Annotated in this window: 29 protein-coding genes, 1 other RNA gene and 1 pseudogene; 17 read left to right on the plus strand and 14 right to left on the minus strand. The window is 41.9% G+C overall.

Going from position 1 to position 26,533, the window contains the following annotated elements; translation table 11 throughout:
- Positions 1 to 37: 37 nt before the first annotated feature.
- The 5 genes from gcvT (at position 38) to POV26_RS02990 (ending at position 4,101) form a co-directional block, all read left to right on the plus strand.
- Entirely contained in the window at positions 38 to 1,120 is a 1,083-nt protein-coding gene (gcvT, locus tag POV26_RS02970; protein ID WP_272855004.1) for a glycine cleavage system aminomethyltransferase GcvT, read from the plus strand.
- Entirely contained in the window at positions 1,120 to 2,034 is a 915-nt protein-coding gene (locus POV26_RS02975) for a glutaminase (protein WP_272855005.1), read from the plus strand. Before gcvT ends, POV26_RS02975 begins: the two co-directional genes overlap by 1 nt.
- Before the next feature lie 21 nt (positions 2,035 to 2,055).
- Positions 2,056 to 2,913 carry a sugar nucleotide-binding protein gene (locus POV26_RS02980; RefSeq protein ID WP_272855006.1) on the plus strand — a complete coding sequence of 286 codons (858 nt, stop codon included), beginning with the start codon at positions 2,056 to 2,058 and terminating at the stop codon, positions 2,911 to 2,913.
- A 71-nt stretch (positions 2,914 to 2,984) separates the two neighbouring features.
- The gene (locus tag POV26_RS02985; RefSeq protein ID WP_272855007.1) at positions 2,985 to 3,266 is read left to right on the plus strand and encodes a 4a-hydroxytetrahydrobiopterin dehydratase; all 282 of its coding nucleotides are present in this window, start codon (positions 2,985 to 2,987) and stop codon (positions 3,264 to 3,266) included.
- Positions 3,267 to 3,378: 112 nt separating this feature from the next.
- Positions 3,379 to 4,101, plus strand: a complete 723-nt coding sequence (locus POV26_RS02990) for a YebC/PmpR family DNA-binding transcriptional regulator (protein WP_272855008.1) — start codon at positions 3,379 to 3,381, stop codon at positions 4,099 to 4,101.
- 93 nt (positions 4,102 to 4,194) lie between these two features.
- Here the strand turns inward: POV26_RS02990 and POV26_RS02995 are convergent, their stop codons facing one another.
- The 5 genes and pseudogenes from POV26_RS02995 to POV26_RS03015 form a co-directional block, all read right to left on the minus strand.
- Positions 4,195 to 4,731 (minus strand): 1-acyl-sn-glycerol-3-phosphate acyltransferase, encoded by a 537-nt coding sequence (locus POV26_RS02995; protein ID WP_272855009.1) that lies wholly within the window; start codon positions 4,729 to 4,731, stop codon positions 4,195 to 4,197.
- Between the two features lie 16 nt (positions 4,732 to 4,747).
- Positions 4,748 to 5,806: an iron-containing alcohol dehydrogenase family protein gene (locus POV26_RS03000; RefSeq protein WP_272855030.1), complete on the minus strand. Its 1,059-nt coding sequence runs from the start codon at positions 5,804 to 5,806 to the stop codon at positions 4,748 to 4,750.
- 45 nt (positions 5,807 to 5,851) lie between these two features.
- A pseudogene (gene kdsB / locus POV26_RS03005) lies at positions 5,852 to 6,562 on the minus strand (3-deoxy-manno-octulosonate cytidylyltransferase); the annotation flags it as partial.
- Between the two features lie 53 nt (positions 6,563 to 6,615).
- Positions 6,616 to 7,194 carry a DUF4126 domain-containing protein gene (locus POV26_RS03010; protein WP_272855010.1) on the minus strand — a complete coding sequence of 193 codons (579 nt, stop codon included), beginning with the start codon at positions 7,192 to 7,194 and terminating at the stop codon, positions 6,616 to 6,618.
- Between the two features lie 131 nt (positions 7,195 to 7,325).
- Complete coding sequence (locus POV26_RS03015; protein WP_272855031.1) at positions 7,326 to 8,747, minus strand: ATP-dependent DNA helicase; 1,422 nt, start codon at positions 8,745 to 8,747, stop codon at positions 7,326 to 7,328.
- A 127-nt stretch (positions 8,748 to 8,874) separates the two neighbouring features.
- Here POV26_RS03015 and POV26_RS03020 point away from each other — a divergent pair, with 127 nt between their 5' ends.
- The 4 genes from POV26_RS03020 to POV26_RS03035 are packed head-to-tail and all read left to right on the plus strand — an operon-like array spanning position 8,875 to position 11,264.
- On the plus strand, positions 8,875 to 9,537 hold the full coding sequence (locus POV26_RS03020; RefSeq protein ID WP_272855011.1) for a hypothetical protein: 663 nt from the start codon (positions 8,875 to 8,877) through the stop codon (positions 9,535 to 9,537).
- The gene (locus POV26_RS03025) at positions 9,515 to 10,336 is read left to right on the plus strand and encodes a DUF3822 family protein (protein WP_272855012.1); all 822 of its coding nucleotides are present in this window, start codon (positions 9,515 to 9,517) and stop codon (positions 10,334 to 10,336) included. Before POV26_RS03020 ends, POV26_RS03025 begins: the two co-directional genes overlap by 23 nt.
- Positions 10,336 to 10,869 (plus strand): RsmD family RNA methyltransferase, encoded by a 534-nt coding sequence (locus POV26_RS03030; RefSeq protein ID WP_272855013.1) that lies wholly within the window; start codon positions 10,336 to 10,338, stop codon positions 10,867 to 10,869. Before POV26_RS03025 ends, POV26_RS03030 begins: the two co-directional genes overlap by 1 nt.
- Positions 10,870 to 10,880: 11 nt before the next feature.
- A complete protein-coding gene (locus POV26_RS03035) occupies positions 10,881 to 11,264 on the plus strand; it encodes a hypothetical protein (RefSeq protein ID WP_272855014.1) in 384 nt (127 codons plus the stop codon).
- Here the strand turns inward: POV26_RS03035 and rnpB are convergent.
- Positions 11,264 to 11,605, minus strand: an RNA gene (gene rnpB / locus POV26_RS03040) — RNase P RNA component class A. The genes POV26_RS03035 and rnpB overlap by 1 nt on opposite strands.
- Before the next feature lie 91 nt (positions 11,606 to 11,696).
- On the opposite strand from rnpB, the gene POV26_RS03045 reads away from it, so the two are divergent.
- The 8 genes from POV26_RS03045 (at position 11,697) to POV26_RS03080 (ending at position 18,807) form a co-directional block, all read left to right on the plus strand.
- Positions 11,697 to 13,559: a DNA polymerase III subunit gamma/tau gene (locus POV26_RS03045; protein WP_272855015.1), complete on the plus strand. Its 1,863-nt coding sequence runs from the start codon at positions 11,697 to 11,699 to the stop codon at positions 13,557 to 13,559.
- A gap of 87 nt (positions 13,560 to 13,646) precedes the next feature.
- The gene (locus POV26_RS03050) at positions 13,647 to 14,228 is read left to right on the plus strand and encodes a MiaE family protein (RefSeq protein ID WP_272855016.1); all 582 of its coding nucleotides are present in this window, start codon (positions 13,647 to 13,649) and stop codon (positions 14,226 to 14,228) included.
- Positions 14,229 to 14,248: 20 nt separating this feature from the next.
- Complete coding sequence (locus POV26_RS03055; protein ID WP_272855017.1) at positions 14,249 to 15,538, plus strand: chloride channel protein; 1,290 nt, start codon at positions 14,249 to 14,251, stop codon at positions 15,536 to 15,538.
- 13 nt (positions 15,539 to 15,551) lie between these two features.
- Complete coding sequence (locus POV26_RS03060; protein WP_272855032.1) at positions 15,552 to 16,166, plus strand: class I SAM-dependent methyltransferase; 615 nt, start codon at positions 15,552 to 15,554, stop codon at positions 16,164 to 16,166.
- An 84-nt stretch (positions 16,167 to 16,250) separates the two neighbouring features.
- Entirely contained in the window at positions 16,251 to 16,517 is a 267-nt protein-coding gene (locus POV26_RS03065) for a hypothetical protein (RefSeq protein WP_272855018.1), read from the plus strand.
- A 74-nt stretch (positions 16,518 to 16,591) separates the two neighbouring features.
- On the plus strand, positions 16,592 to 16,879 hold the full coding sequence (locus POV26_RS03070; protein ID WP_272855019.1) for a hypothetical protein: 288 nt from the start codon (positions 16,592 to 16,594) through the stop codon (positions 16,877 to 16,879).
- A gap of 147 nt (positions 16,880 to 17,026) precedes the next feature.
- Complete coding sequence (locus POV26_RS03075; protein WP_272855020.1) at positions 17,027 to 17,485, plus strand: tRNA (cytidine(34)-2'-O)-methyltransferase; 459 nt, start codon at positions 17,027 to 17,029, stop codon at positions 17,483 to 17,485.
- A 221-nt stretch (positions 17,486 to 17,706) separates the two neighbouring features.
- Positions 17,707 to 18,807 (plus strand): LysM peptidoglycan-binding domain-containing protein, encoded by a 1,101-nt coding sequence (locus POV26_RS03080; protein ID WP_272855021.1) that lies wholly within the window; start codon positions 17,707 to 17,709, stop codon positions 18,805 to 18,807.
- Positions 18,808 to 18,885: 78 nt separating this feature from the next.
- Here POV26_RS03080 and POV26_RS03085 read toward each other — a convergent pair whose 3' ends face one another.
- The 8 genes from POV26_RS03085 to pyrR form a co-directional block, all read right to left on the minus strand.
- Complete coding sequence (locus POV26_RS03085) at positions 18,886 to 19,800, minus strand: Ppx/GppA phosphatase family protein (protein WP_272855022.1); 915 nt, start codon at positions 19,798 to 19,800, stop codon at positions 18,886 to 18,888.
- 1 nt (position 19,801) lies between these two features.
- Positions 19,802 to 21,898, minus strand: a complete 2,097-nt coding sequence (ppk1, locus tag POV26_RS03090; RefSeq protein WP_272855023.1) for a polyphosphate kinase 1 — start codon at positions 21,896 to 21,898, stop codon at positions 19,802 to 19,804.
- Positions 21,898 to 22,383: a SixA phosphatase family protein gene (locus POV26_RS03095; RefSeq protein WP_272855024.1), complete on the minus strand. Its 486-nt coding sequence runs from the start codon at positions 22,381 to 22,383 to the stop codon at positions 21,898 to 21,900. Before POV26_RS03095 ends, ppk1 begins: the two co-directional genes overlap by 1 nt.
- Before the next feature lie 128 nt (positions 22,384 to 22,511).
- Positions 22,512 to 23,156: a pyridoxamine 5'-phosphate oxidase gene (pdxH, locus tag POV26_RS03100; protein WP_272855025.1), complete on the minus strand. Its 645-nt coding sequence runs from the start codon at positions 23,154 to 23,156 to the stop codon at positions 22,512 to 22,514.
- A gap of 197 nt (positions 23,157 to 23,353) precedes the next feature.
- Entirely contained in the window at positions 23,354 to 24,259 is a 906-nt protein-coding gene (locus tag POV26_RS03105) for a ribonuclease Z (RefSeq protein ID WP_272855026.1), read from the minus strand.
- A 93-nt stretch (positions 24,260 to 24,352) separates the two neighbouring features.
- On the minus strand, positions 24,353 to 24,688 hold the full coding sequence (locus POV26_RS03110; protein ID WP_272855027.1) for a ribonuclease Z: 336 nt from the start codon (positions 24,686 to 24,688) through the stop codon (positions 24,353 to 24,355).
- Between the two features lie 29 nt (positions 24,689 to 24,717).
- Positions 24,718 to 25,659: an aspartate carbamoyltransferase catalytic subunit gene (locus POV26_RS03115; protein WP_272855028.1), complete on the minus strand. Its 942-nt coding sequence runs from the start codon at positions 25,657 to 25,659 to the stop codon at positions 24,718 to 24,720.
- Between the two features lie 104 nt (positions 25,660 to 25,763).
- Complete coding sequence (pyrR, locus tag POV26_RS03120) at positions 25,764 to 26,303, minus strand: bifunctional pyr operon transcriptional regulator/uracil phosphoribosyltransferase PyrR (protein WP_045079365.1); 540 nt, start codon at positions 26,301 to 26,303, stop codon at positions 25,764 to 25,766.
- Positions 26,304 to 26,533 lie beyond the last annotated feature (230 nt).

Raw genomic sequence — 26,533 nt, forward strand, 5'->3', positions numbered from 1 at the left:
TGTGTATTGTAATACATTTGCGAAAATCTTTTGCATCATGAAAAACACAGCACTCACACACATACACGAACAATTGGGCGCCAAGATGGTTCCCTTTGCAGGTTACAATATGCCTGTTTCATACGAAGGCGTAAACGCAGAACACGAAACCGTCCGCAAAGGTGTGGGCGTTTTTGACGTTTCGCATATGGGCGAATTTTTGATAACCGGGCCAAAAGCGCTGGATTTAATCCAGAAAGTATGTAGCAATGATGTTTCAAAAATTGTTGATGGGCAAGCCCAGTACAACTGCCTTCCCAACGAAACCGGCGGTATCGTGGATGACCTGATTGTTTACAAATTAAAGGACGAAGAGTATTTACTGGTGGTAAATGCCTCAAACATTGACAAGGATTGGGCTTGGATTACAAAACACAATACCATGGGCGCCGAAATGCGCAACCTTTCCGATGATTATTCGCTATTGGCAATCCAGGGCCCAAAGGCCATTGAAGCCATGCAGTCATTGACTTCGGAAGATTTGAGCGCCATAAAATTCTATCATTTCAAAGTAGCCGATTTCGCCGGAATTGAACACGTAATCATCAGCGCAACTGGTTATACGGGAAGCGGTGGTTTTGAAATTTATTGCAAGAATTCTGAAGTTGAACAAGTTTGGAACAAGGTAATGGAAGCCGGAAAGAATTTCGGCATTAAACCAATCGGTTTGGCGGCGCGCGATACGCTCAGGCTTGAAATGGGCTTCTGCCTTTACGGAAATGATATAAACGATTCCACTTCCCCCTTGGAGGCAGGGTTGGGCTGGATCACAAAGTTCACAAAGGATTTTATCAATTCCGAAAACCTGAAAAAGCAAAAAGAGGAAGGTGTAAAAAGAAAATTGATTGGATTTGAACTGAACGAACGCGGCATTCCGCGCCACGACTATGAAATTGTTGATAAAGACGGAAAAAATATCGGCATTGTTACCAGCGGCACGATGGCGCCTTCATTAAACAAAGGCATCGGGCTGGGTTATGTAACTACCGAGCACAGTGCGCCGGGCACCGAAATTTATATTCAAATTAGAAACAAACCCGTTGCAGCAACGGTAGTAAAAACTCCATTCTACAAAGGGTAATGTTGGATTATCAGGCCATTTTAGAAGAAATTCACGAGTCCCTCAAAAAAACTGAAAATACGGGAGAAGTTGCAAGCTATATCCCTGAATTGGCGAACATTCCAAAAAACAAATTCGGAATCCATCTGAAATTGATCACGGGTGAGGATTACTTTGTTGGCGATGCTTCCGAAAAATTTTCAGTCCAAAGTATTTCTAAAGTACTTTCACTTGCCAAAGCATTTCAGTTGGTGGGAAATGAGCTGTGGAAACGTGTGGATGTGGAACCCTCGGGAAACCCGTTCAACCATCTTTCGCTTTTGGAGCTTGAAAACGGCATCCCCAGAAATCCGTTGATCAATTCGGGAGCCATTGTGGTTGCCGATGTTTTACTTTCACATTTAAAAAATCCGAAAGAAGATTTTTTGGATTTCGTAAGGGAATTGACGCATGACGACAGCATTCAGTACAGCGAAAAAATAGCCGAATCTGAACGGATTACCGGTTTCAACAATTACGCCGCGGCCAATCTTTTAAAAGCGTACGGCAATCTAAACAATAAAGTGGAGGATGTCTTGGATTTTTATTTCCACCAATGCGCCATATTGATGGATTGCAGACAACTTACCAACGCTTTTTTCGTTTTCGCAAACAAGGGTAACTGTTTGAAGAACGTACAACATTTATCATCAAGCCAAGTAAAGCGGATAAACTCAATCATGCTCACTTGCGGTTTTTATGACGAAGCCGGCGAGTTTGCCTTTGAAGTGGGCCTGCCCGGAAAGAGTGGCGTTGGCGGCGGCATTGTAGCGCTTTTGCCACATTGCTTCACCATTGCAACTTGGGCCCCTGCATTGAACGCCAAAGGAAATTCGTACATGGGGATGCAGGCTTTGGAACAATTTACCACAAAAACGAAACTGTCCATTTTTTAAGAAATTTAGGAAAGGATTTTAATGAAGAAGAAAGCAGAAAAACAACGGATTTTAATTTTGGGCGGTAGCGGCTTTATAGGCAATGGCCTCTACAAAGAGCTTCTGCCCTATTTTGATGTTCATTGTACCTACTGCCAACAGCAGGGCACTTTTTCGGAAAATCAGGTTTTCCACAATTATTGTGTGGAAGAAGATTCTATGTTTTTGCTGCTGAATAAAATCCGACCTACGGTTGTGATTTCGGCAATAGACGGAGATTATAAAAGCCAGTTTGAAGCGCAGCGACAAATCGTGGATTACGCGTTGCTGAACGTGGATTGTTCCGTTTTATACATTTCTTCCGCCAAAGTTTTTGACGGAAAATTTAGGCATCCTTCCTATGAAAACGATGTGCCATTGTCAGAAACGGTTTCGGGAAAATTTCAAATTTCAGTTGAAAAGTTGTTGTTGGAAACCATTCCGCAGCAAACCGCGATTATACGGCTGCCATTGGTTTTGGGCATCAACTCACCCGAAATTCTGCATTTGCGACAGTGCATTCGCCACCAGGCTACCTTTGAAGTATTTTCAAATTTGGTAATTACAACAACGACCATCAACAAAGTGTGCCAACAGGTTCATTATATCATCAACCAATCGCTTTGTGGAATTTTTCATTTGGCAAGCAATGATATGGTGCACCACGAAGATCTTTTTAGGGAAATCACTTCAAAAATAGGCGATAAAATGCCTATCTTTAAAAGTGTATTTAGCAGTAATGAAGACAGATACAGCGCTATTCTTCCGAAGGAAAACAAATTGCCCAATCCATTGCAAATTACTGTTTCACAGGTTATTGAAGCGTGTAGCCTAAATGAAGAGATTATATCAATTAAGTAAAGCCACGATATATCGTGGCTCATATAAGTAAAGCCATGATATATCGTGGCTCAACAACTAAAATAAAACCTATGAAAGCATTAACAGAAAAACAGATCAACGAGAAACTAAAGGAATTTGAAGGATGGGAATATCGCGAAGGTGCCCTGCACACTATTTTTGAATTCGAGGATTTTAAGGAAGCCTTTTCCGCCATGACGCGCATTGCCTTTGAAGCCGAAAAACTGCAGCACCACCCCGAATGGAGCAATGTGTACAATTCCTTGGAAATCTATTTATCAACGCACGATGCCGATGGCGTTACCGAAAAGGATTTTGAGCTGGCGAAGATTATTGATGAGCTAATCGGTTAGAAATTTCAAATCTCAAGCACCAAATTCCAAAGGATTTATGATTTGGATTTTGGATTTTTTTATATTTGAACCTTTTTAAGAATAGAGAATAAAAAATAATAGACAATAATTTATGGGAAGAGCTTTTGAATTTAGAAAAGCAAGAAAAATGAAGCGTTGGTCTGCAATGTCCAAAGCGTTTACGCGAATTGGAAAAGACATCGTTATGGCCGTAAAAGAAGGCGGTCCGGACCCGGACGCCAATTCGAGGCTGCGTGCGGTAATCCAAAACGCGAAAGCGGTAAACATGCCCAAGGAAAATGTGGAACGCGCCATAAAGCGCGCTAGCGACAAAAGTTTGGGCGATTATAAGGAAGTCCTTTTTGAGGGCTACGCGCCACACGGCATCGCTATTTTAATTGAAACCGCAACCGATAACAACACCCGTACCGTTGCAAACATTCGCAGTTATTTTAACAAATGTGATGGCAGCCTGGGAACTTCGGGCTCCGTTTCGTTCATGTTTGACCATACCTGTAATTTCAGGATAAACCCAGAAGGTTTGGATATTGAAGAACTGGAACTGGAACTAATTGATCACGGCGTTGAGGAAATTTTTGAGGATGAGGATGGAATACTAATCTACGCTCCTTTTGAGAGTTTTGGCGCAATCCAGTCTTATTTGGAAGAAAACAAAATTGAGATTCTTTCCTCGGGTTTTGAGCAAATTCCGCAGGTTACCAAAAAATTAACCGCAGAAGAAGCCGCAGACGTGGAGAAGCTTTTGGAAAAGATTGAAGAAGATGACGACGTTCAGAATGTATATCACACCATGGAAGAAACTTCGGAGGATTAATTACCGGTGCCAATTAAAAAATGGCACGGAAATCAATACGCGTTGAAATTTGCTTAGTCTTGGGTATTTTTTTAAAAAGCTACTTCGCTTTTTCTAAGAATATTCTGCCTTCTTTCCCACGATTCCTTTATAAAAAGAACGGAGTTTTCGGGTATCTGCCTCAATATTGCCCGTGGGATAAAATGGTTCGTTTACAATAACTCTCTTTGTGGGATAATCAAAGGCTACCGCAATGATGGGAACGTTTGCAGCCAAGGCAATATAGTAATACCCTGTTTTCCAAACGGCCACCTTTTTCCGGGTGCCTTCGGGCGATAAAGCCAATCGAAATTCGTCCTTGGCCTTGAATATTTCAGCAATTGCCTCAACTTGGTTTTGTCCCGGGCTTCTATCCAGGGGCGCGCCCCCCATCCATCGGAAATACGAGCCAAAGGGCCATTTAAACAATTCCTTTTTGGCGATATAATTAATTTCGGTTTTTAATATCTTTCGGGCAAAAGCGCCAATATAAAAATCATGCCAACTGGTATGCGGTACAACAATTACTACGGCTTTTTTTATTGAAGGGTCGAAGGAACCTTCAATTTTCCAGCCCATTAATTTTTCAAAAATAAATTTTGTTAGACCCATTTAGATGGCGTTCTTATTACATTCTTAGATATAATCCTCTAAGTTTGTCTGGGGTAATTATTGCTTCCCAATTACTTCCGAGAGCATTCTCCCATAGCGGAACCATTCCCAAAGCCACGGTAATCATTGTATCCATCTGCTCTTCGGAAAGGTTTTTGCAGATTCCCTGTGGAATTTCAACCCCGTGCTTTTCAACCATTTTTTTGAAGAGCGCCACATCCTTTGGATAGAATTCCTCCAAATGTTGAAAAACAATACAGTTCCCCACCCCGTGCTTTGTGCCCAAAACGTAGCCCAGCCCATAGCTCATGGCGTGCGCAACGCCCACTTGCGAATAGGCTATGCTCATTCCACCGTGCCAGGAAGCCATCATCAATTTGGCCCGCGACTCTTCCTCGGAAAGCGAATCGCCCAAGAATATTTCCATACACAAATCGTACGCCTTTTCACCATAACTCTGGCTAAAGGCATTTAGAAACGTACCGTTCAATGATTCCACACAATGGATAAAGCAATCCATCCCGGTAAAGAACCATTGGTTTTTGGAAACGCCCTTGGTAAGCTCCGGATCAAGGATTACTTGGTCAAAAGGTGTAAAGTCGCTGTTAATGCCCAATTTGCGAATAGGCCCCGTTAAAACCGTTGTTCGTGAAACTTCTGCACCGGTACCAGAAATAGTTGGAACGCCCACGTGGTAAACCGCTTTGTGCTTTACCAAATCCCACCCTTGATAGTCTGCGGCACTTCCTTGGTTTATCAACATTATGGAAACGGCTTTTGCCAAATCCATCACGGTACCGCCGCCAATACCTATAATTCCCGAAGGCGTGTAAGTGAATTCTGTTTTAATATCCTTTACCAAGTCGTCAACCTGCGACGTTTTTGGTTCTTCCTCGGCGGAGACGAATATCAATTTATCATTGAAGCGAAGGTTTATTCTATCTAAAAATTCAGTATTTCTCTCAAAAACATCATCTACCAAAAATATGAAAGGTGCCTTTTCCTTTTTATGGGAAGCAAGAATCGAGGAAAGTTGATCAAAACATCCTTCCCCGAAAACCACTTTGGGGACCATAGGGAAGTTTCTGAATTTATTATTGACGGTATCGGGTTTGTTCTGTTTCAATATCTTATTCGCTCTCGCAAGATCTTCCGGGGTATCTATTTCTACACCATTTGTATTTGAAATGGCCATTTTTATGTTTTTTCCGTATTCCAGGTAACGGATACATTCTATTTTTTCCACGGCTTCCAAAGAACGCATGGGCAGGCGGTAAAAATCCATTATGGCCTGCTTTCTGAACGCATAAATGCCCTTGTGCTTGTAGTACTGCATCGCCACATTTTTATCGCGTGGATATGGAATGGGCGAACGTGAAAAGTAGAGTGCAAAATTGTCCTTATCAACAATTACCTTCACACAATTGGGGTCGCTAATTTCTTTCCAGTCGTGGATTTCGGTCATCAGCGAGGCCAAATCTATTTTGTCGGCATCCGGTTCGTTGAATACCGCAAGCACTTTTTCCAGCCCTTCCCTATTTGTGAAAGGTTCGTCTCCCTGCACGTTTACCACAATATCCACGTCCATGTTTTCAACAGCCTCGGCAATGCGGTCGCTGCCGCAATCGTGCTCTTTTTGGCTCATGATGGCTTTTCCGCCATTGGTTTCAATTTCTTGAAAAATCACCTCGCTATCCGTTACCACATACACCTCATCAAAAAGATTTGTTGCTTTCGCGGCTTCATAAGTTCTTACTATCACAGGTTTTCCGCCCAAGTCCTGCATTAATTTTCCTGGAAATCGAGACGCGCCATAACGCGCGGGAATCATTGCTATTATTTTCAAGATAACGTTTTTTTAAAATGATTTCAAAAATAAGAAGATTAAGTTCTTGGCGCTCTTTTTTTCCGAAGCTTTTTGTAAAACCTAAAAATTACGAAGAAAAGAAACAGCACTAACACAAAAGCAATAATGGGAACAAAAATGGAAGCCACCGCCATGACTATTGAAGTACCGGTTTCCACTGTGGTCAGAACTGGATTTGCCAGTCCTCCGGTCGTGGTGCTTGACGTAAGCCGGGCAGCTGAAGTATTTCCTTTGATTGCCGCCGCTGTTCCGCCCCCTGCTATTATAGCCAAGGCCCAAGTTACCACAGGGCTTAAATCCGTAACCGTTGCAACCATTACAGCAGTTCCGGCCAAGGTTGCCAAAGGCAGGGCGATGGTATCCAGCACATTGTCCAGCCACGGAATATAGTAGCCGAAAATTTCAATCAAAGTGGCAACTCCCATAGTGATTACCGCAGTAAGGCTTCCAACCCATTGCCAGCTTTCGTTTAAGGGGATTACATCGTAATAACCCGCCAAGCTCAAAATCAACAAGGGAAAGAACACGCGAAAACCGACGGCCGCTGAAAGGCCGATACCGAGAAAGATGCTGATAATTATATCGAAAGTTTCCATTGGGAGTTTATGGGTTGAGAAGTTGATGAGTCGATGGGACGATGAGTTTAGGAGGTTTAGGTATGCAAAGGCGTCATAAAAGTACAAAATTTCAGATTAATTAGCATCGGCCAGCCGGCATCCAGCATCCATCATTCCACAAAAAATTCATCCTTAAAACCTATTAAGTACAATTTTTCCTGGGCTCGGGTAACGGCAGTATATAGCCAGCGCAGGTATTCCTTGTCAATTCCGTTGGGGAGATAGGGTTGTTCCACAAAAACGGTATTCCACTGCCCACCCTGACTTTTGTGGCAGGTTATGGCATAGCTGAACTTCACTTGCAGCGCGTTAAAATATTTATTGTTCTTTACTGCCAAAAACTTCTTGTATTTGGATTTTTCGGAAGCGTAATCCTTCATCACTTCCTGATAAAGTTTATTTGATTCATCGTAAGTAAGCGAAGGACTCTCAGATGTTAATGTGTCCAAAAGAAGTACAGTTTCCAAAGGTTTCATATTTGGATAATCCACCATCCTGATTTTCACTTCGGCAAAACGGAAACCGTATAATTCCTTAAAAGCGAAAATTTCCAAAACCTCCACAATATCGCCATTGGCAATAAAACCGGCCTCGCTCGTGTTGTCCACCCAAAAATAATTGTTTTTTACCACCATTAAATAATCGCCAGCGGAAAGTTCCGATTCCTGAAAAAGAATCCGCTCCCGAATGCTTTGGTTGTATAGGTTCGCACGCTTATTGGATCGAACGATTATAACCGTATCTTCATTTCCCAAAGCGGAATAGCTGTCATTAATGGCATCCATAATTTCCTGGCCATCTATAGGGCGGATAACATCGGGAAAATTGACTCCAGAAAATTTAAATGCTTCATAAAGCTCATCGTCCAGACGCTCCCTAATTCTGGTGGCGTTCTCCAAAATACCGCTGTCCTTTTGCTGCCTAACCACTTCGTCCAGCTCCAGTTGGATTACTTCCCGGCTGTATTGGTTTTCCAGCACTCTGGCATCCAGCGCCGGACTGATGGAAAGATGCACGGGAGGCAACTGGGCCGAATCGCCAATCAATAGCAGTTTGCAGTTATTGCCACTGTAAACATATTGCATCAAATCGTCCAGCAATGAACCGTTGCCAAAAAGTTTGGATTCTTGGTTAATGTCCGGTATCATCGAGGCCTCGTCAACTATAAAAATGGTATCGCGGTGTTTGTTTTCCTGTAAGGTGAAGGAAACGCCCCCTTTTTCCGCTTTTGGAAAATATATTTTTTTGTGAATGGTAAAAGCTTGTTTCTTGGAATAGTTGCTTATCACTTTTGCGGCTCTTCCCGTTGGCGCCAACAGTACGGAGCGTTTTTTCACTTTCCCAAGATTTTTTACCAAAGAGCCCACAATCGTAGTTTTTCCGGTTCCCGCATATCCTTTCAGCAAAAACGTTTCATTTTTGCCTGTGCCCAACACAAATTTTGCCAACAATTGAAGTGCAATATCCTGTTTGGCGGTGGTGTTATGGGGAAAATCATTCTTTAAAAAACCGTAAAATTCGGGTACGTTCATCATTCACTACTGTCAATAAGGGTTTAAAGATAGGTATGATTTTTTCGGAATATACTTTTACGAACAAAAAAAAATTGTAGATTTGCGATAGACCTTTTAGTAAATCAACACTTAAATAAAATCAATAATGAAATTAGTAATTCAGATTGTTCTTTGGATTGTCATCATCTTTTTGGGCTGGAAATTGTGGAATTCGGTCATGGGCCCGGTGGAATTCAACAAAATTAAGGAAGCGCGTTACGTTAAAGTAATCAAGAGTTTGAAGGACATTCAAGCTGCAGAACTTGCGCACAAAGAGATAACAGGAAGTTTTACGGGAGATTGGGACAGTTTGGTGCGTTTTATCGATACTGCTAAATTTGCCATCACCCAAAGAAGAGATACGAGTTATGCCGATGTTGCCAAAAACAAGGCCTATGGAATTGACCAAGGTTATTTTATTGAAGAATCCCTGATTGATACTTTAGGTTTCACCCCTGTTAAGGATTCACTTTTTGGAGGTACCGACAGATACAAAACGATGATGAACGTGCCCATAGAAGGCGTAAATGCAAAATTTGATCTTAAATCCGGAAAAATCACAAAAAACGATGCCACCTACTCCGTTTTTGAGGCCAAAGTTTCAAAAAAGACAATATTATCAGATCTTGATAAAGACCTTGTAATACAAGAAATGCAAGTACAATCCGTAGATGGGGTTAATGGACCAGATATTAAAGTAGGTTCATTGGAAGAAGTGAATACTTCTGGAAACTGGCCAAAACTTTATGATTCTGCAAAAGACCAATAACATACAAAACACATTAAACAACAGACTGTCCGTTCAAGTTTCTTTGAACGGGCTTTCTTTTTTGGTGACAAACCCTGAAAGCGAAACCCCCGTTTTTTTTATTGAGAAAGCACTGGACCGCAGCACCACGCCAGAAGAATTATTAATGGACATTGAAGCCACTATGTTCAAAAACGATATTCTGAATGAAGCCTTTGCCGAGGTGGCCGTTGTTTATTCCACGCCCGTTTATAGCTTGGTACCTACTTCCCTTTTTGATGAAACAAAAGCCAGCGAATATTTAAAATTCAATTCAAAGATCCTGGCCAATGACTACATGGCACACGATGTAATCGAAGAGCATGACATTACTGTGGTCTATGTTCCATTTATGAACATCAACAATTTTTTCTTTGACAAATATGGCTCTTTCAGCTATTACCACTCCATTACCATTATGCTGAAAGCAATTCTGGAAAAGGAAAAATACTCACTTCCGAAAATGTATTTACATTTTCAGAAAAACACCTTCGATTGTATCGTTCTGAAAAACGGCGAACTTCAGCTTTGCAACAGCTATACCTATAAAACGCCCGAAGATTTTATCTATTACACCCTTTTCTGTATGGAACAGTTGCACTTGGATCCAGAAAATATCCCGGTAATACTTTGTGGCGAAATTGAAAAGGAGGATGACAACTTCAAAATTGCCTATACCTACATCCGCAATCTGGAATTTATGGATTCAAATTTTACTTCCATAAAAAACTTGGGCAACGATAGGCCACACAACCATTTCATTTTAAAAAACACGCTTTAATGCGGATTATTTCGGGAACATATAAAGGAAGAAGACTAACGGCACCCAAAAATCTGCCCGTTCGCCCCACGACCGATTTTGCAAAAGAAGCCCTTTTCAACATTTTACGGGTTCGGTATTATTTTGATGAAATTGCCGTTTTGGATCTATATGCAGGAACAGGAAACATAAGCTTTGAATTCGCCTCGCGCGGGGTCCCCGTTATTACAGCGGTTGATGGGCATTTAGGATGCGTTCAGTATATTAATAAGGTTTCAGAAGAATTTGAATTCCCCATCAGTACCGTAAAATCTGATGTAAGTAAATATTTGGAGAAAGCATCGGGCAACTATGATGTTATCTTTGCAGACCCTCCCTATGACTTTACTACCGAAGCTTTAAAGGATTTGGTGGAAGTAATTATGGCCAATTCTTTGTTGAATTCAGAAGGAATGCTTATTATTGAACATGCAAAACAAAATGATCTTTCCTCACTTCCACATTTTGTAGAAGCTCGAAAATACGGAAGCTCCGTATTCAGTTTTTTTAATTAAAACATACACTCTTGTCGTTCACAAGCAAAACTATTGATCTAGGCTTCATTGTCATGGAGCTTACCGAACACTGTGTTACTGCCACTGTGAAGGAAGGTGTTTTAATTGAATTAGAGCATATCGCTGCGCTTCATGAAGTATTTGCCGAATATTACTCCGAAAGAAGTTTTGGTTATATTGACAATCGAATAAACCAATACGCCATAAACCTAAATCCCGAACTCTACAATACTCGTTATGCCAAAATGGTTGGAATAGCCATTGTATGCTATACCGACAACTGTATCAAAAATGCAAATTTTGAAAAAACTTTCTACAATTGGCCCTTTGGCGTTTTTAAAGATTTGGATGAAGCAAAACTGTGGATTGAGAAATTAATTGCCGAAGAAAAATAAAAAAATGCAGGCCTATAAGCCGGGTTCTGTCCCCGATTTAACATCGGGGCCTTATCATTTATCTAGACGTATGGTTACCCATACGCTCAATCTGCCTACCCTCCTGCATCGGGCGGGTACCCTCTCCCGATAGCTATCGGGACACAGGTTTACGTGGCATTTCACCGCATAGAGTTTACCTGATTTCACTACAGCATTACCTGTACATCCTTTCTGTTGCACTTGTCCTGAAATCCCCGCGAAGGCGGAGATCCCGACGGCCGTTAGCCGCTATGCTTCCCTGTGGTGCCCGGACTTTCCTCTCCCGAATTAACTTCGGCAGCGATAAGGCGGCCTGCTGCGCAAAAATACGCCAATGTTAATAAATATAGGAAAATACAAACAGCTATTTTTTAAAAACCCGTTGTACATCTTTATATTTGTTTCCGCACTATGGAACACTTCATTGTATCAGCCCGAAAGTACCGCCCCGCCGTTTTTAAAGACGTTGTTGGGCAACAGGCCATTACCAATACCCTGGAGAATGCCATAGAGAACAACCACCTCGCGCAGGCATTGCTTTTTACGGGACCCCGTGGCGTGGGAAAAACTACCTGTGCCCGAATTCTCGCAAAAAAAATAAATTCTGACGGCACCGAAAAGGAAGGCGAGGATTTCGCTTTCAATATTTTTGAACTGGATGCCGCTTCAAACAATTCAGTGGATGATATTCGGAATTTGATAGACCAGGTTCGAATTCCACCACAAGTTGGGAAATACAAGGTTTATATTATTGACGAGGTGCATATGCTTTCCTCAGCGGCTTTCAACGCATTTTTGAAAACCTTGGAAGAACCGCCGAAGCACGCTATTTTTATCCTGGCTACTACTGAAAAGCACAAAATAATTCCCACGATTCTCTCGCGCTGCCAGATTTTTGATTTTAGACGTATCGGCGTTCGAGACATCAAGGAACATTTGGCGGAAGTAGCAAAGGCAGAAAACATTGAAGCCGAAGACGACGCCCTGCACATCATCGCCCAAAAAGCGGATGGTGCCTTGCGAGACGCACTTTCCATTTTTGATAGGGTTGTTAGTTTCGCAGGAAAAAACCTTACCCGCGAGGCAGTTACCGAAAATCTGAACGTACTTGATTATACGTGGTATTTCCAAATAACCGATTTGCTTTTGGAAAACAACATTCCACATGTTTTGGTTACGTATAACGACATTCTTTCAAAAGGATTTGACGGGCACCATTTTGTTATGGGCCTTGCCTCCCACTTCCGTGATTTATTGGTTTGCAAGAACCAGGAAACCATCGAGCTTTTGGAAGTTGGCGAACAGGTTAAAACAATGTATTTTGAGCAATCGCAAAAAACATCGCCACAGTTTTTAATTGAGGCCATAGACATCGCTAACAGCTGCGACCTAAAATATAAAAACAGCCAAAACCAACGATTGCTCGTTGAGCTTTGTTTAATGCAGCTTGCTTCCCTGACCTTTCAGGGCGAAAAAAAAAAGCGTAATCCCCGCGAAGGCGGGGACCTCATGAAAGAAAGCCCATATCGTTTCGTAATACCTCCCTCCTATTTTAAATCTGAAAAATTTACTTCGGAAAAAATAACTTCCGCAGGGAGTGTTGTGCCCAAACCTGCGAAGAAAATCGAAACAGATCCCGATAGCTATCGGGACGAAGCCGAAAAAGAAATAGTACGCGAGCCTTCCGAGGAAATTGCTTCAAAGAATAAAATTTCCGAAGAGAATATTTCCGAAGAAAAAGTAACGCAAAAACCGAATGGGGGCCAACCCGAAAAGGTAATCGAACGGCCACAGATCCTCGCGGAACGCAATGCCAAAAAAGTCTCTGCCCTTTCGCTGAAAAGCATTCAAAAGAAGCAGGAAATAAAGCAGGAACTGGTTGCAAACCAACCCGATGCCGAAAACCTGCCGGTAACTGAATTTTCAGAAGAAGAAATGCAGGCGGCTTGGGACGAATATACCACAAACGTTGAAAGCGACGGCAAATACAACCTGCTTTCGCATTTAACGATGGGCGTCCCAAAACTGGATGGTTCCGTAATCCATCTTGAATTTCCCAACCAAACCATAAAAACTGAAGTGGAGCGTGCCAAATATGAATTGCTCGGCTTTTTGCGCGAAAAACTTCAGAATTATGAAATAGACCTGGACATAACCGTAAACGAAACTGCCGAAAAACGGTATGCCTACACCACCCGCGAAAAATTTGAAAAAATGAAGGAGAAAAATCCGTTGATAGAAAAATTGCGGAGGGAATTTGATTTGGATATATAAGCCCCCTAACCCCCGAAAGGTGGAACTAATCAATCGGCAACAAAAAATCGTAAATCGACAATCGTATATCGTAAATTATAAATCAAAATGCTTGGCTTAAAACTTCCCACAGACCCGCGCTGGGTAAACATCGTTGAAAAAAACATAGAAGACATTCTTACCGACCACGCTTGGTGCGAGCAGAAAGCAGCTTCCACAGCGGTTTCCTTGATTGTGAGCTTTCCGGAATATACTGAGCTCGTTCAGGAAATGATTGCTTTGGTAAAAGAAGAAATAAGCCACTTCAAAATGGTGCACGACAAAATTCTGGAGCGCGGCTGGGTTCTGGGCCGCGACAGAAAGGACGAATATGTGCTGCAGATTGTCCAATTCTTCCCAAAAGGCGGAAGCAGAACCACACAATTAGTCCACAGATTACTTTATGCAGCCTTGATTGAAGCCCGAAGTTGCGAACGCTTTCGGCTTTTAAGCGAGGAATTGGAAGACAACGAATTGGCAGAATTTTACCGAAAACTGATGGTAAGCGAGGCAAACCACTACACGATGTTCCTCGGCTTTGCCCGCCAATACGGCGACCGAAAAGAAGTGGACCAAAAATGGAACGAACTCCTTACCTTTGAAGCCGATGTAATGAAAAAGCTGGGGAAACATCAATCCATTCACGGATAAAACTTTATAAACTCTTCCAAATGAAAATTAGAAGAAGAAGAAAACTTGTTAAGTATCTTGACGTTTTAGACCAACCCATTCGGTTTAACCCATTTGTTTTTAGCAGAATGTTTATTCTTTGGGCCATTTTGGGTTTAATTGGCGGATTAATATCGGGCACGTATTGGATTGTACTTATGTTTCTCACGGAATTTTTGGGAGGCTATGGGGGCTGGCTCGTTATTCCGGTAATGGCCATTTCAGGTCTCTTGGCTGGTTTGATTATTTACTTTATCGGCGATCCGGGTGAAATGCAGTTGATTGTAAACAACATCCGTTTCAACAAAGGAAAACTGGATCCAAAGAACAATCCCTCTATGATACTTTCCTCCTTGCTTTGCGTTGCTGCTGGAGGAAGCCTAGGCCCTGAATCTCCCTTGGTTCAGGTTACCGGTTCCACGGGATCTTGGATGGGAAAAATTTTCAGATTAAAAGGTGAGGAATTGCGTTCTTTAAGCATTGCGGGGATGGCTTCGGGGTTTACGGCCCTGTTTGGGGCGCCTTTGGGCGGGAGTCTTTTTTCTTTAGAAATTCTACATCACAAACACGCTGTAGAATATTACCAAGCCATTATCCCTGCGCTTGTAGCCAGTGGCTTTAGCTATATCATTTTCGCCATTATCGTACAGTTGGGTTTGGGACCTATGTGGAACTTGCCTGCATACGAGATGGCAACGGTTTTTGACTTTGGCTGGGCGGTCTTTTTTGGGGTTATGGCGACCATTGTGGGCTGGGGATTTATTTTCTGTACCAAATTCTTTAAAAGGCTCTTCGAAAAATTAAAAACCCCTATTTACATCAAAACATTGATTGGCGGCGTTTTGTTGGGAACCATCGCATTTTATATACCCCTGACCAGATATTTTAGCCATTTTGAAATCAATGAGCTTCTCCAGGAGAACGGCACTGTCCAATTTCTTATCGGGGTCCTGGTCTTTAAGATTATTGCCATCGCCATTACCGTAACTTCGGGTTGGCGCGGGGGGTTTATCATCCCCTTGTTTTTCTGCGGTACGGCGCTCGGGTTACTTATCCATACGGTTTTTCCTTCTATCAGCCTATCATTAACTATTGTAAGCTGTATGGCGGCAATAAATGCCTGTGTTACGCGAACGCCTATGAGTACCACTATTCTTTTGGCTACTTTAACAGGTTTTACCTATTTCGTCCCGATACTTTTTGCGAGTTTAACGGGGTATTTTCTCGCACCTCGAATTCCGTTTATTAGTGCGCAAATGGAGGAAAAGGAAAAAAGGGCTTTAAAAAAATAAATAATTTCAAAAAATATTTGAGATGGACAAAAAAACCCATTGGGAAACCGTCTATAAAACCAAAACCCCCGACCAGGTAAGCTGGACACAGGACGTGCCGCAACCTTCCTTGGATTTTATAGAGTCATTAAATCTGAAGAAAAATGCCAAAATAATAGATGTGGGCGGTGGCGACAGCAAGCTTGTGGACCATTTGCTACATAACGGTTTTGAGAACGTGAGCGTATTGGATATTTCTGCAAAGGCGCTGGAACGGGCAAAAGAAAGACTCGGCGGGAAAGCGGAAAAAGTAACTTGGATTGTGGGCGACATTACCGAATTTGAACCCACCGAAATGTATGACCTATGGCACGACAGGGCCACCTTTCACTTTTTAACCGAAGCGGAAGACATCGAAAAATACAGAAAAACGATTCAAAACCACGTGGGCGGTTATTTGATTATTGGCACATTTTCTGAAAACGGACCCCAAAAATGCAGTGGACTTGAGATTTCACAATATACTGAAGAAAAATTTAGCGCAGTGATTGGCGAAGCATTCCAAAAAATCAACTGCTTGACGATAGACCATAAAACCCCGTTTGATACTTTTCAGAACTTTCTGTTTTGTTCATTTCGAAAGAGATAAAAATGCTTTGGTAAAGGCGTATTCCTTGGCTTTGTTCCTTTATCATTGTAATATTTTGTATTCTTGTAAGTTGAAATATAGGCCATGTTTGAACAGAACGAGAACGGAAATTTCGAAATTGATAATCCTGCTTTAACTCCCGAAGATTCCACTTCCCGCATTCCTTCCCAAAAAAAAGAGCCCACGACCGTTTCGGAAGTGGAAATAGAAAAAGAATCTTTTTCTCAAAGATGGAGAACCAGCAGATTTTGGTTGGTTCGCGGTTCCTATATAGTCTTGCGCGCGGTCTGGACGGTCGTTATGGTCATCGGAGGCTTTATTGCCTGGTTAATTTCCCTCTTATTTATATGATACGGCGGCTTCCTTTAAAAGGGTTACACCTTTATGTGCTGCTGTCTTTGGCTGTATTTTTATATGTGCAAAGTTTGAAATACTTTTTTGGTATTCGTTCAAACTGGATTTTTCATCATCTCAATGATTTTTTAACCATTCCGCTGGTGGCTACGGTGTGTTTGCACGGCGTATGGCTTGTTAAAAAAGACAAGAGCATTCGTCTGAATATTTTTACCATTTTCAGCCTGGTGGCACTGTTTTCCATTTTTTTTGAATATTACTTGCCGCAGCAATCGCACCGCTATACGGGCGATATTTGGGATGTTCTCTGTTATTTTTTGGGAGGCACAGCGTTCTACTTGTTACAGAAAATACGTTGAAGCTTTTTGTAGTTAGCGCACCTGAACAAGTACGATGTTCCGGGTCTTCCGGTCTTCTCGTTGATAAGTCCGTTTATAATTACTTCCCTTTTAAGTACTGAAAGAAAGGGTTTGGGGTATATTTGAAAGTAAACAACACTATAAACAATGGCTTTTAATATTGTGCTTTTTGAACCGGAAATACCTATGAACACAGGAAATATCGGGCGCCTCAGTTTAGCATCCGGGTCAAAATTACATCTGGTAAAACCATTTGGTTTTGAAATAAACGATACCCGTTTAAAAAGAGCCGGATTAGATTACTGGAAGCACATTACCCTCTTTATTTATGAAAGCATTGATGACTTTTACGCAAAAAACAAAGAGAAACACTTTGTCTATTTCTCAAGTCACGGAACCCAAGATTACTGCGCTATTGACTTCAAAGACGACATGTTCCTGATTTTTGGAAAAGAATCAGTCGGTTTGCCAAAAAATATAATTGCAGAAAATGCCGATTTAGTATATAACATCCCAATATACAGTCCGCATATCCGAAGCTTAAATCTGGCCAATGCCGTTAGCATCGTAGTTTATGAAGGCATCCGAAGTATAAAAATGCGCTAAAGCAACAATCTCAAAAAGAGTAGCCATCAATAGTGCCCAACCCCGCTCTAACTACAGTTTAAGCAGGTTAACGATTCCCAACGACACAAAAGCAACTATCGTTTACACAACAAAAAATGATGTCATAAGTCCATAAACGGCTGATATTGTGTATATTTGATAGCAACTAACCAAATAATAAATGACGTGCAACGCAAGTGCTGCGTCATCACAAAAATCAAATGAAAACATACACGGTAAAAAGCGGCGACTCTTTAGGTTCAATAGCATTCAAACAATTAGGCGTTACCGCCAAGTGGCGCGAAATTGCAGAATTGAACAATATTGTAAACCCAAGCAAAATTGAAGTGGGCCAGGTATTGCAATTGCCCATAGAGAGTGAGCCCGAAGCCAGCACTGAAAGGGCCGACGTGATTATTATTGAAGAAGACCCTCGGGTTTATTACCAATATCAAAACAACCCTGCCAAAAACTTTTTGGGGAAAAAATTCAGAAAAGGGATTTATAGACGTGGCGTGCATACCACAGAAAAATTTATTGAGGAAAACCCAACGCTGTTAGCCAGCCTTAAAATTAGCAAATCAGAAGTGAATGCATTGTTGGCCACCTCAGAAAACGAAGGCAATCTTGATGCCGTAAACACTTGGGACAATTCCTTTATGAGTTTCGGCATGTTTCAATGGACGCTTGGCGCAGGAAGTGCGCAGGGAGAATTGCCGGCGTTCATTAAACTAGTAAAAGAAAAATACCCTGATGCCTTTGAGCAGTACTGCGGACAATTTGGCGTTGATGTTTCTGCAGATACCCACGATACGTATGGTTATTTAATATATAAAAACAAAAAAGTAAATACTGCTGCCGATAAACAATTTTTCCGAAGTAATATAGTAGCCTATCGTTTCGCTGCCGCAGGCATGGACAATCGAGTGTGTGCCGTAGAAGTTTTGCACGCCATTAACCGGTTCAACCTTTTTTACTTCAACCAAACGGATAAATTAGGCGGCAATACATTATTTGATCTGCTTTCCTCTGAATATGCAGCTGCTTTGTTCCTGGATAACCACGTAAACAGGCCTGCCTATCTTTGGCCGTGTGTTGTAAAGGCCGTTAGCAAAGCCGGACTTACTTACGATCAGTTAAAAAATGGTGGGGACAGGGAAGAAATGAAGGTTATCAATCAATACCTCAATATACGGGAAACCTATGGGGCATCGCCCATGACCGATGCCAAAAACAGGGCCGCAGTAACCAAACGCTATCTTGATGCGGGCAAAATATCAGCTTCAAAGGGGAGTTTTAAATCAAACCGGGCGTTACGATAGTTCTTGCTACCCGTCAATTGGTTGTTTCTTTCCCAAAAAAGAAAACCAAAAAACGATTAACATTTCACAAAACACATTTCAGGAATTAACTTCCATCTCGGCAGCAACCTTCTCGTTGTAAAGACTGCGCACAATGCCATCGCTAAGCCCAATTTTCGGAACAAAAACATTCTTCGCCCTGCTCCATTTCATCGCGGATAGATAGATTCGTGTGGCCGGAATCACCACATCTGCACGGTCTGGGTTCATATCCAGTTCCGTAATGCGCTCTTCAAAGGTGAGCGATTTAATCAGTTCGTAATAAGAAGAAAGATATAAATAGCTTAAGGGCTTCCCCATTTTCTTGCCGCTCTTTTTAAAGATGGTATTGATGTTGCCCCCGCTGCCAATCATTGAAATTTTTTTGAAATCCCTGGTTTTCAGTTTTATCCAATCCTCCATCTCGCCCCAAACGCGCTCATCAACAAGGCCCTCCAGCAATCTTACCGTTCCCAGCTTAAAACTTTGTGAAGCTACACTTTTACCCTTGGCAAAAAGGGTAAGCTCCGTGCTTCCACCCCCCACATCCACATATAGAAACACTTTATCGTCCTGAATCAAATTTTTCAAATCTGTGGAAGCAATGATGGCGGCTTCATCATTGCCATCAATAATATTTATGGACAATCCGCTCTTTTCCGCTATAGCCTCAGCAAGCGCCCGCCCATTTGAGGCCTCTCGCATCGCCGAAGTAGCGCAGGCCCTAAACCGTTTAATGCCGTGGGTTTTCATCAACAGTTTAAAGGCAACCATAGCGTCCATCATTCGGGCGGCGCTGTTTTCAGAAATTTTTCCCTCAAGAAAAACCTCGGCCCCCAACCGGATTGGAACCCGCACCAAGGAAGTCTTTTTAAAAATAGTGTCCTTGCCTTCCTGTTCGATCACGGTAACCACCAACAAACGGATGGCGTTACTGCCAATATCTACCGCACCGTATTTTTCAATGTTCAACAAATCAGTTTACTTCAAGTTTTTTTAAATAATAATCATACATTTTGAATTGGGAACGCACGGGCGGCTTATTGTTCTTAAGATAAGCATTATCGTTCTTAATGCTTATTACACGCGCCTTTACGTTATCGCTCCATCCTATTTCAAAATTTTCGAGTATTTCTTTTTTTATATCCTCATCATAAATGGGGCAGGAAATCTCTACTCTATTGTCCAGGTTTCTTCCCATAAAATCTGCGGAAGAAATATACACCTTGGTATCGCCGCCATTTTCAAAGATAAACAAACGCGGATGCTCCAAAAACTTTCCAACAATACTGATGGCCTCAATGTTCTCGCTCATTCCCTCCACGCCGGGAATCAAACAGCAAATACCGCGCACGATCATTTTTATCTTCACGCCCGCACGGCTCGCTTCATACAGTTTGTCTATCATCTTAAAATCCGAAAGACTGTTCAGTTTCAGTTTTATGCCACTGGGCAAGCCTGCCTTTTTATTCTTTATTTCATTATCGATCAAATGGTATATGGCCTTGCGGGTATAATGTGGCGAAACGATTAAATGGTTGTATTTGCGCACTTGATAGTTCACTTCAAAAAATTCAAACACTCTGTTTATCTCTTTGCAGATCCTTTGGTCCGCCGTAAAAAGGGTGTAATCTGTGTAAAGACGCGCTGTGGATTCGTTGAAATTCCCCGTGCTAATGATGCCGTAACGCACCATTTTATGATTTTCCAGTCTTTCAACAATACAAACTTTAGTGTGCACTTTTAAGCCTTTGACCCCAAAAATCAAACGAATGTCTTCACTCTGCAATAGTTCGGCATATTCAATATTTGCCTCCTCGTCAAATCGGGCCTGTAGTTCTATCTGCACGGTTACATCCTTGCCGTTTTTCTTGGCATTGATGAGCGAACTGGCAATGTGCGACACTTCCGCCAAACGGTAAATGGTGATTTTAATGGTTTTTACCTTTGGGTCCAGTGCAGCTTCCCGCAAAAACTTTATCACGTACATAAACGTTTGGTAGGGCGTGTGCAGCAGATAATCCTTCTCAATAATTTTATCAAAAAGACTTCCCTGAAGACTCAGGCCCGGAATGGGCAAAGGCTCCATGGGCTCATATTGCAGATCGGGTCTTCCCAAACGCGGAAAGTTCATATAATCACGACGGTTGTGATAACGGCCGCCGGGAATGATACTGTCCGTTTTATCAATCTCCATTTTATCCAACAAAAACTGAAGTGTTCGTTTATGGATACTATCGTCATACACAAAGCGAACCGGGTCGCCCGTACTTCTATCCTTTACGCTTTTTGAAATTTTATCAATAAAACTTTTACTCAAATCGCTATCTATGTCCAGTTCGGCATCACGTGTAATTTTTATCATATGCGCCGAAATAGTGTCGTACTTAAAAATGCTGAAAATATTGTGCAGGCAATGGCGAATAAGGTCGTCCAGTATGATAACATATTGTTTGTCCCCTTCCTGTGGAAGCACTACAAACCTATTTATGGTACGCGGTATTTCTATGAGCGCGTAGTTGTGCTTTGCTTCAAAAGTATTGTCCTCTTTGCTCATCACCATCGTTACGGCCAGATAGGCAGCACTATCGCGCAAGCTTGGAAATTCATCCAGTTCTCCAATCATAATGGTCATCAGGGCAGGGCTTACCTGCCTTATAAAATATTCTGAAATGAATTTGCTCTGCGCAGGGGTAATTTCCGTTTCATTGATTATAAAAATATTCTCTTTCCGAAGCTCTTTCTGAATATCGCTCAGGATTTTTAGACTGTGCGCCTGCTGGTCTATTACCGTATGCGTAATTTGCTCCAAAAGATCTTTTGCGGAAATACCGCCCAAAAAGCTACGGCCCGTCTTTCCGGCTTCCACAATCCGTCTGATGGTGGCATAGCGCACTTTGAAAAATTCATCAAGATTGTTTGAAAAAATACCCAAAAACCGAAGTCGCTCCAATAAGGGTATTTTCTTGTCATTCGCTTCCTGTAAAACCCGGGCATTAAACTGAAGCCAGCTTAACTCCCTGTTGTTGTATTTATTGCGAATGTGTGTATGTGTGCCAACTTTTTCAGTCATTATTTGAGATCCCGAGGGAAAATTGTTTTTACGGTTTTGCCCGTAGTTATTTTGCTCCATTTTTTTTCATCAAACTGAAGCATCACGAAGCCGCAGGTTGGAACGTTTTCAATATAGCGGTTTCCAAGCATATTTGCAATGGAAGTGAAGGCGTGGTTATGGCCCACGATCATTACGGAATCCAAATCGTCGTCCAACGATTTTATAATTCGCATTACGTTTTGGCCGCTGAAATCATAAAGATCGTGATTGGTCTCAAAGTTCGCCTCGGAAATATTTAAAGCTTCCTTAAAAAATTGGGCCGTTGTATATGCCCGAGTAGCATCGCTGCTGATTATTTTCTGCGGCGGATCAATTTCCTTTGAAACTTTATTTGAAACCAATTGCCCATCGCGCGCGCCCCTTTCTTTTAAAGGCCGTTTATGGTCGTCAACGTCGTGCTTCCAGGATGATTTTGCGTGGCGGACTAAGTATAGTGTTTTCATAAAATTGTTGCTTGTTTTTTGTTTCTGGTTTCAGGTTTCTCGTTTCAGATGCAGAAGTTGTGATTTGGAATTTGGAACCTGCCTGCCAGAGGCACGACAGGCAGGTTTGGAATTTGAAATTTTTAAAACTATGGTGCCAAACGTTCAATCATCCAATCGTCGTCCTTCAAAGTATAACGAATCCTATCGTGAAGCCGATTGGGTCTGCCCTGCCAAAATTCTATGGAAATAGGTTTCACAAAAAAGCCGCCCCAATCCTCAGGCTTGGGAACTTCTTTATTTTCGTATTTCTTTTCGAGCTCAGCTAAGTTCTTTTCCAAAACCTCTCGGGAAGCTACGACTTCACTTTGATGCGAAACCGCCGCGCCCAATTGGCTTCCCTTGGGCCTTGAATGAAAATAATTGGTCGAATCTGCCTCGGAGGTTTTTTCCGCAGTTCCTTTTATTATGACCTGCCGCTCCATATTTGGCCAAAAAAAGGAAAGCGAAACCTTATTGTTATTGGCTATGGATTTACCTTTTTCGCTGTTGTAATTGGTGTAAAAATAGAAGCCGTATTCGTCATATTTTTTCAGTAAGACTACCCTTCCCTTCGGAAAACCATCGGTGCCGATCGTGGAAATGGTCATTGCATTCACTTCATCCACGCCCCCGCTGTCCTTTACCTCAAAAAACCAGGTTCGGAATTGCTGCATCGGGTTTTCGTCAACGGTTTCTTCGGAAAGGATTCCTTTTTCGTAGGATTTTCGGTAATCGTGAAGCTTTTCGGCCATTGCTCAAGTTTTCACGCAAGTTAAGAGTTTTAACGAAGCTATAAAATAGTGGCTTATTAAATATGTATTAAAATTTTTGATGCTGGGTGCTGGGTGCGGGGTGCGGGGTGCTTTGGATGCTATATTTTGTGTTGTTTTTGAAAAAACATCAACTTTGAAACAACTTCGATTTCGTCCCGACAGCTATCGGGATCGATTTAAAAAGTAAATACTTTTCCGTCCTCTGCCAACTCTACATTATCAAATACCTCCTGCGCCTCTCTTCGGAAAAGCTCCAAATTGCCGTAACGTCCGGAATAATGCCCAAGAATTAAAGTGCCCACATTTGCCTTTCGCGCAATTACACCCGCTTCCTTTGCAGTGCTGTGCTTGGTTTTTTCGCAGAGATGGTGGTGTTCTTCCAAAAAGGTGGATTCGTGGTACAAAACTGTCGCGCCTTCTATTTGCGGCACTATTTCAGGGTAATAGGCCGTATCGCTGCAATAGGCGTAACTTTTTGGCGGTGGCGGGTCAAAAGTTATTTCTTTATTGGGAATGAGCTTTCCATCCCTATTCTCAACATCAAAGCCCTGTTTTATTTTGTTGAAATAACTTAAATCGATATTGAGTTTTCGGGCTTTTTCTATATCTAATTTTCGGTCGTCAGGTTTTTCCTTGAAAAGAAATCCGTTGGTATAAACCCTGTGGTCCAAAGGAATGGTTTCCACAGAAACTTTATCATCCTCAAAAATAAGCTGTGGTGTTGTTTCTTCCAATTCGTGAAAATACAGCGGATAGTTGGTATAAGCTTTCCCCAGTTTAAGCAGCAGCAATATTGCCTGCTTTATTCCCTTCGGCCCATAGATGTGCAACTCTGCCTCCCTTCCCAAAAGCAGAAAAGTTGAAATAAGACCCACCAAACCATAAAAATGGTCACCGTGCAAATGTGAAATAAAAATATGCCGAATCCGCGAGTATTTTACCCTGTATTTCCGAAGCTGCATTTGGGTGCCCTCGCCGCAATCAATCAAAAACAAACGCCCCTTTATTTCCAATACCTGCGCCGTTGGGTGCGCGGAGGCTGTGGGCGTGGCAGAATGGCATCCGAGGATTGTTAAATTCAAGATTTAAAATTTAAGACCTGCCTGTCGGCAGGCAGGTTCAAAATTAAGATAAGTCGAGTAAATATTGAATTTTGAAACTTGAATTTTGAATTTTCAGAATCCAAGGTCTCTTTCAATTTCTTCCATCTCAATAATATCGCCCGCTTCCTGTAGGGTTGGCACCACTATCATTTCAAAAGGAACGTCGTCAATATCGATAGCGTCGTTCACAATTACAAAGGATTGCTTGGTTTTGCGGTGAAGGTTGGATGTTTTAAGAAACTGCAATAATTGCGGAAGCTCCAAATCTTCGTATTTCAAAAGATTCAAAACTACATTTTGCCCTTTGTATTTGGAAGGCACTTGGCTCTCAATGAACGAGGCAAAGTCAATAATATCGTCCTTTTCATCTTCAAGGACCACGAAATTAGGGTGATTCTCAATCTTCATAATATTGCCCGCGCAGGCGGGTATCTCTTTTAATTAATATTTTCAGGATGTTTTATTTTTGAAGCCAATAAATAGATTACCGCCATACGTATGGCAACGCCGTTCTGCACCTGTTCCAAAATAATGGATTGTTTGCTGTCGGCCACATCGCTGGTAATTTCCACGCCGCGGTTTATTGGGCCTGGGTGCATCACAACAATTTCTTTGTTTAGTGAATCGAGCAGTTGTTTGTTCAGCCCAAATTGCTGGGTATATTCCCTCGTTGTCGGGAAGTAGCTGATGTCCATCCGCTCGTTCTGCACGCGGAGCATATTTGCCACATCGCACCATTCCAACGCCTTGCGGAGATTCGTTTCAACGCCAATCTCAAGTTTTTCCATATATTTAGGAATAAGCGTTTTAGGGCCACATACCTTAACGGTCGCTCCAAGTTTTTGTAGAGCGAAAATATTCGACAACGCAACCCGTGAATGAAGAATATCTCCTACTATAACAACCTTTTTTCCTGCCACATCACCCAGCTTTTCACGAATGGAATAGGTGTCAAGCAATGCTTGGGTTGGGTGCTCGTGAGCACCATCGCCGGCGTTGATAATACTTGCGTTTACATGCTTTGAAAGAAATACACCCGCACCCGGATTGGGGTGGCGCATCACCACCATATCCACTTTCATTGAAAGGATGTTGTTTACGGTATCAATTAGCGTTTCGCCTTTGGTAACGGAGGAACTCGAAGAAGCGAAGTTTATAACATCTGCGGAAAGCCTTTTCTCTGCAAGTTCAAAGGAAAGTTTGGTACGCGTACTGTTTTCAAAAAAGAGATTGGCAATGGTAATGTCGCGAAGCGAGGGAACTTTTTTTATGGGTCGGTTAATTACCTCTTTAAAATGGTCTGCCGTTTCGAAGATGAGTTGGATATCGGCTTCGGTGATGTATTTTATTCCCAGTAAGTGGTTTACACTTAGTTCCATTTTTTGGTTTCAGGTTTCAAGTTGCAGGTTTCAGGTTTCTGAAACACTACTATTCTAATTATGTTTTCGTTTTCAAATTCTTTTCCGGCGTTGCCCTTTGGGGGTTAGCGGGCTACTAAATAAACAGCGTCTTCCCCATCGTTCTCCTTCCAGCACACTTTTACTTTTTCACCGTTGATAGCATCTACCTGTCTTCCACGATAATCGGGCTGTATGGGCAAATGGCGGCTAAAACGGCGGTCTATCAATGTCAACAATTCTATTTCCAAAGGTCTTCCGAAAGATTGTACCGCGGTCAATGCCGAACGAATGCTTCTTCCGGTGAAAAGTACGTCGTCAACAAAGACAACGTTTTTGTCCTCAACTATAAAATCTATTTTGGTTTTGTTGGCTTCCAGCGGTTTTTCCCCTCTTCGGAAATCGTCGCGGAAAAAGGTGATGTCCAAATATCCAAGCTTGATGTTCTTGATTTTGTATTCGGTTTCTAGGAGGGTTTTTAACCTTTCGGCTAAAAAAACGCCCCGTGGCTGTATGCCGATAAGTACTGTTTTGGAAAAATCGTCGTGTTTTTCGATCAATTGGCAAGCCAAACGGTTAAGCGCAATGTTTATCTCGGTTGCGTTCAGTAACACTTTTTGGCTCATAGGAAGTTCTGAATTTTTTCCGATAGCTATCGGAACAGGAAGCAAAAATACATTTTTTTTGGCTTTTTAAAGTGAAGTATTTGAAATTGATTAAATCCCGAAAATAAAAAGAAGCCGTCTCAATAATCTAATTGGGACGGTTTTTTATTTTTTGGTTGATGGCGATGATTTTTTGGTAATTTTAAATTTAGACGCAAAGTTGGCCTTTCTTAGGCACTTTTCTTTCTTAA

This window comes from Aequorivita todarodis, assembly GCF_028561335.1.
Lineage (GTDB): Bacteria > Bacteroidota > Bacteroidia > Flavobacteriales > Flavobacteriaceae > Aequorivita > Aequorivita todarodis.

Bases quoted from the DNA above. Each gene is read 5' to 3' on its own strand.
- gcvT (WP_272855004.1), top strand. From the start codon at position 38: ATGAAAAACACAGCACTCACACACATACACGAACAATTGGGCGCCAAG.
- POV26_RS02975 (WP_272855005.1), top strand. From the start codon at position 1,120: ATGTTGGATTATCAGGCCATTTTAGAAGAAATTCACGAGTCCCTCAAA.
- POV26_RS02980 (WP_272855006.1), top strand. From the start codon at position 2,056: ATGAAGAAGAAAGCAGAAAAACAACGGATTTTAATTTTGGGCGGTAGC.
- POV26_RS02985 (WP_272855007.1), top strand. From the start codon at position 2,985: ATGAAAGCATTAACAGAAAAACAGATCAACGAGAAACTAAAGGAATTT.
- POV26_RS02990 (WP_272855008.1), top strand. From the start codon at position 3,379: ATGGGAAGAGCTTTTGAATTTAGAAAAGCAAGAAAAATGAAGCGTTGG.
- POV26_RS02995 (WP_272855009.1), bottom strand. From the start codon at position 4,731: ATGGGTCTAACAAAATTTATTTTTGAAAAATTAATGGGCTGGAAAATT.
- POV26_RS03000 (WP_272855030.1), bottom strand. From the start codon at position 5,806: ATGGTCCCCAAAGTGGTTTTCGGGGAAGGATGTTTTGATCAACTTTCC.
- POV26_RS03010 (WP_272855010.1), bottom strand. From the start codon at position 7,194: ATGGAAACTTTCGATATAATTATCAGCATCTTTCTCGGTATCGGCCTT.
- POV26_RS03015 (WP_272855031.1), bottom strand. From the start codon at position 8,747: ATGAACGTACCCGAATTTTACGGTTTTTTAAAGAATGATTTTCCCCAT.
- POV26_RS03020 (WP_272855011.1), top strand. From the start codon at position 8,875: ATGAAATTAGTAATTCAGATTGTTCTTTGGATTGTCATCATCTTTTTG.
- POV26_RS03025 (WP_272855012.1), top strand. From the start codon at position 9,515: ATGATTCTGCAAAAGACCAATAACATACAAAACACATTAAACAACAGA.
- POV26_RS03030 (WP_272855013.1), top strand. From the start codon at position 10,336: ATGCGGATTATTTCGGGAACATATAAAGGAAGAAGACTAACGGCACCC.
- POV26_RS03045 (WP_272855015.1), top strand. From the start codon at position 11,697: ATGGAACACTTCATTGTATCAGCCCGAAAGTACCGCCCCGCCGTTTTT.
- POV26_RS03050 (WP_272855016.1), top strand. From the start codon at position 13,647: ATGCTTGGCTTAAAACTTCCCACAGACCCGCGCTGGGTAAACATCGTT.
- POV26_RS03055 (WP_272855017.1), top strand. From the start codon at position 14,249: ATGAAAATTAGAAGAAGAAGAAAACTTGTTAAGTATCTTGACGTTTTA.
- POV26_RS03065 (WP_272855018.1), top strand. From the start codon at position 16,251: ATGTTTGAACAGAACGAGAACGGAAATTTCGAAATTGATAATCCTGCT.
- POV26_RS03075 (WP_272855020.1), top strand. From the start codon at position 17,027: ATGGCTTTTAATATTGTGCTTTTTGAACCGGAAATACCTATGAACACA.
- POV26_RS03080 (WP_272855021.1), top strand. From the start codon at position 17,707: ATGAAAACATACACGGTAAAAAGCGGCGACTCTTTAGGTTCAATAGCA.
- ppk1 (WP_272855023.1), bottom strand. From the start codon at position 21,898: ATGACTGAAAAAGTTGGCACACATACACACATTCGCAATAAATACAAC.
- POV26_RS03095 (WP_272855024.1), bottom strand. From the start codon at position 22,383: ATGAAAACACTATACTTAGTCCGCCACGCAAAATCATCCTGGAAGCAC.
- pdxH (WP_272855025.1), bottom strand. From the start codon at position 23,156: ATGGCCGAAAAGCTTCACGATTACCGAAAATCCTACGAAAAAGGAATC.
- POV26_RS03110 (WP_272855027.1), bottom strand. From the start codon at position 24,688: ATGAAGATTGAGAATCACCCTAATTTCGTGGTCCTTGAAGATGAAAAG.
- POV26_RS03115 (WP_272855028.1), bottom strand. From the start codon at position 25,659: ATGGAACTAAGTGTAAACCACTTACTGGGAATAAAATACATCACCGAA.
- pyrR (WP_045079365.1), bottom strand. From the start codon at position 26,303: ATGAGCCAAAAAGTGTTACTGAACGCAACCGAGATAAACATTGCGCTT.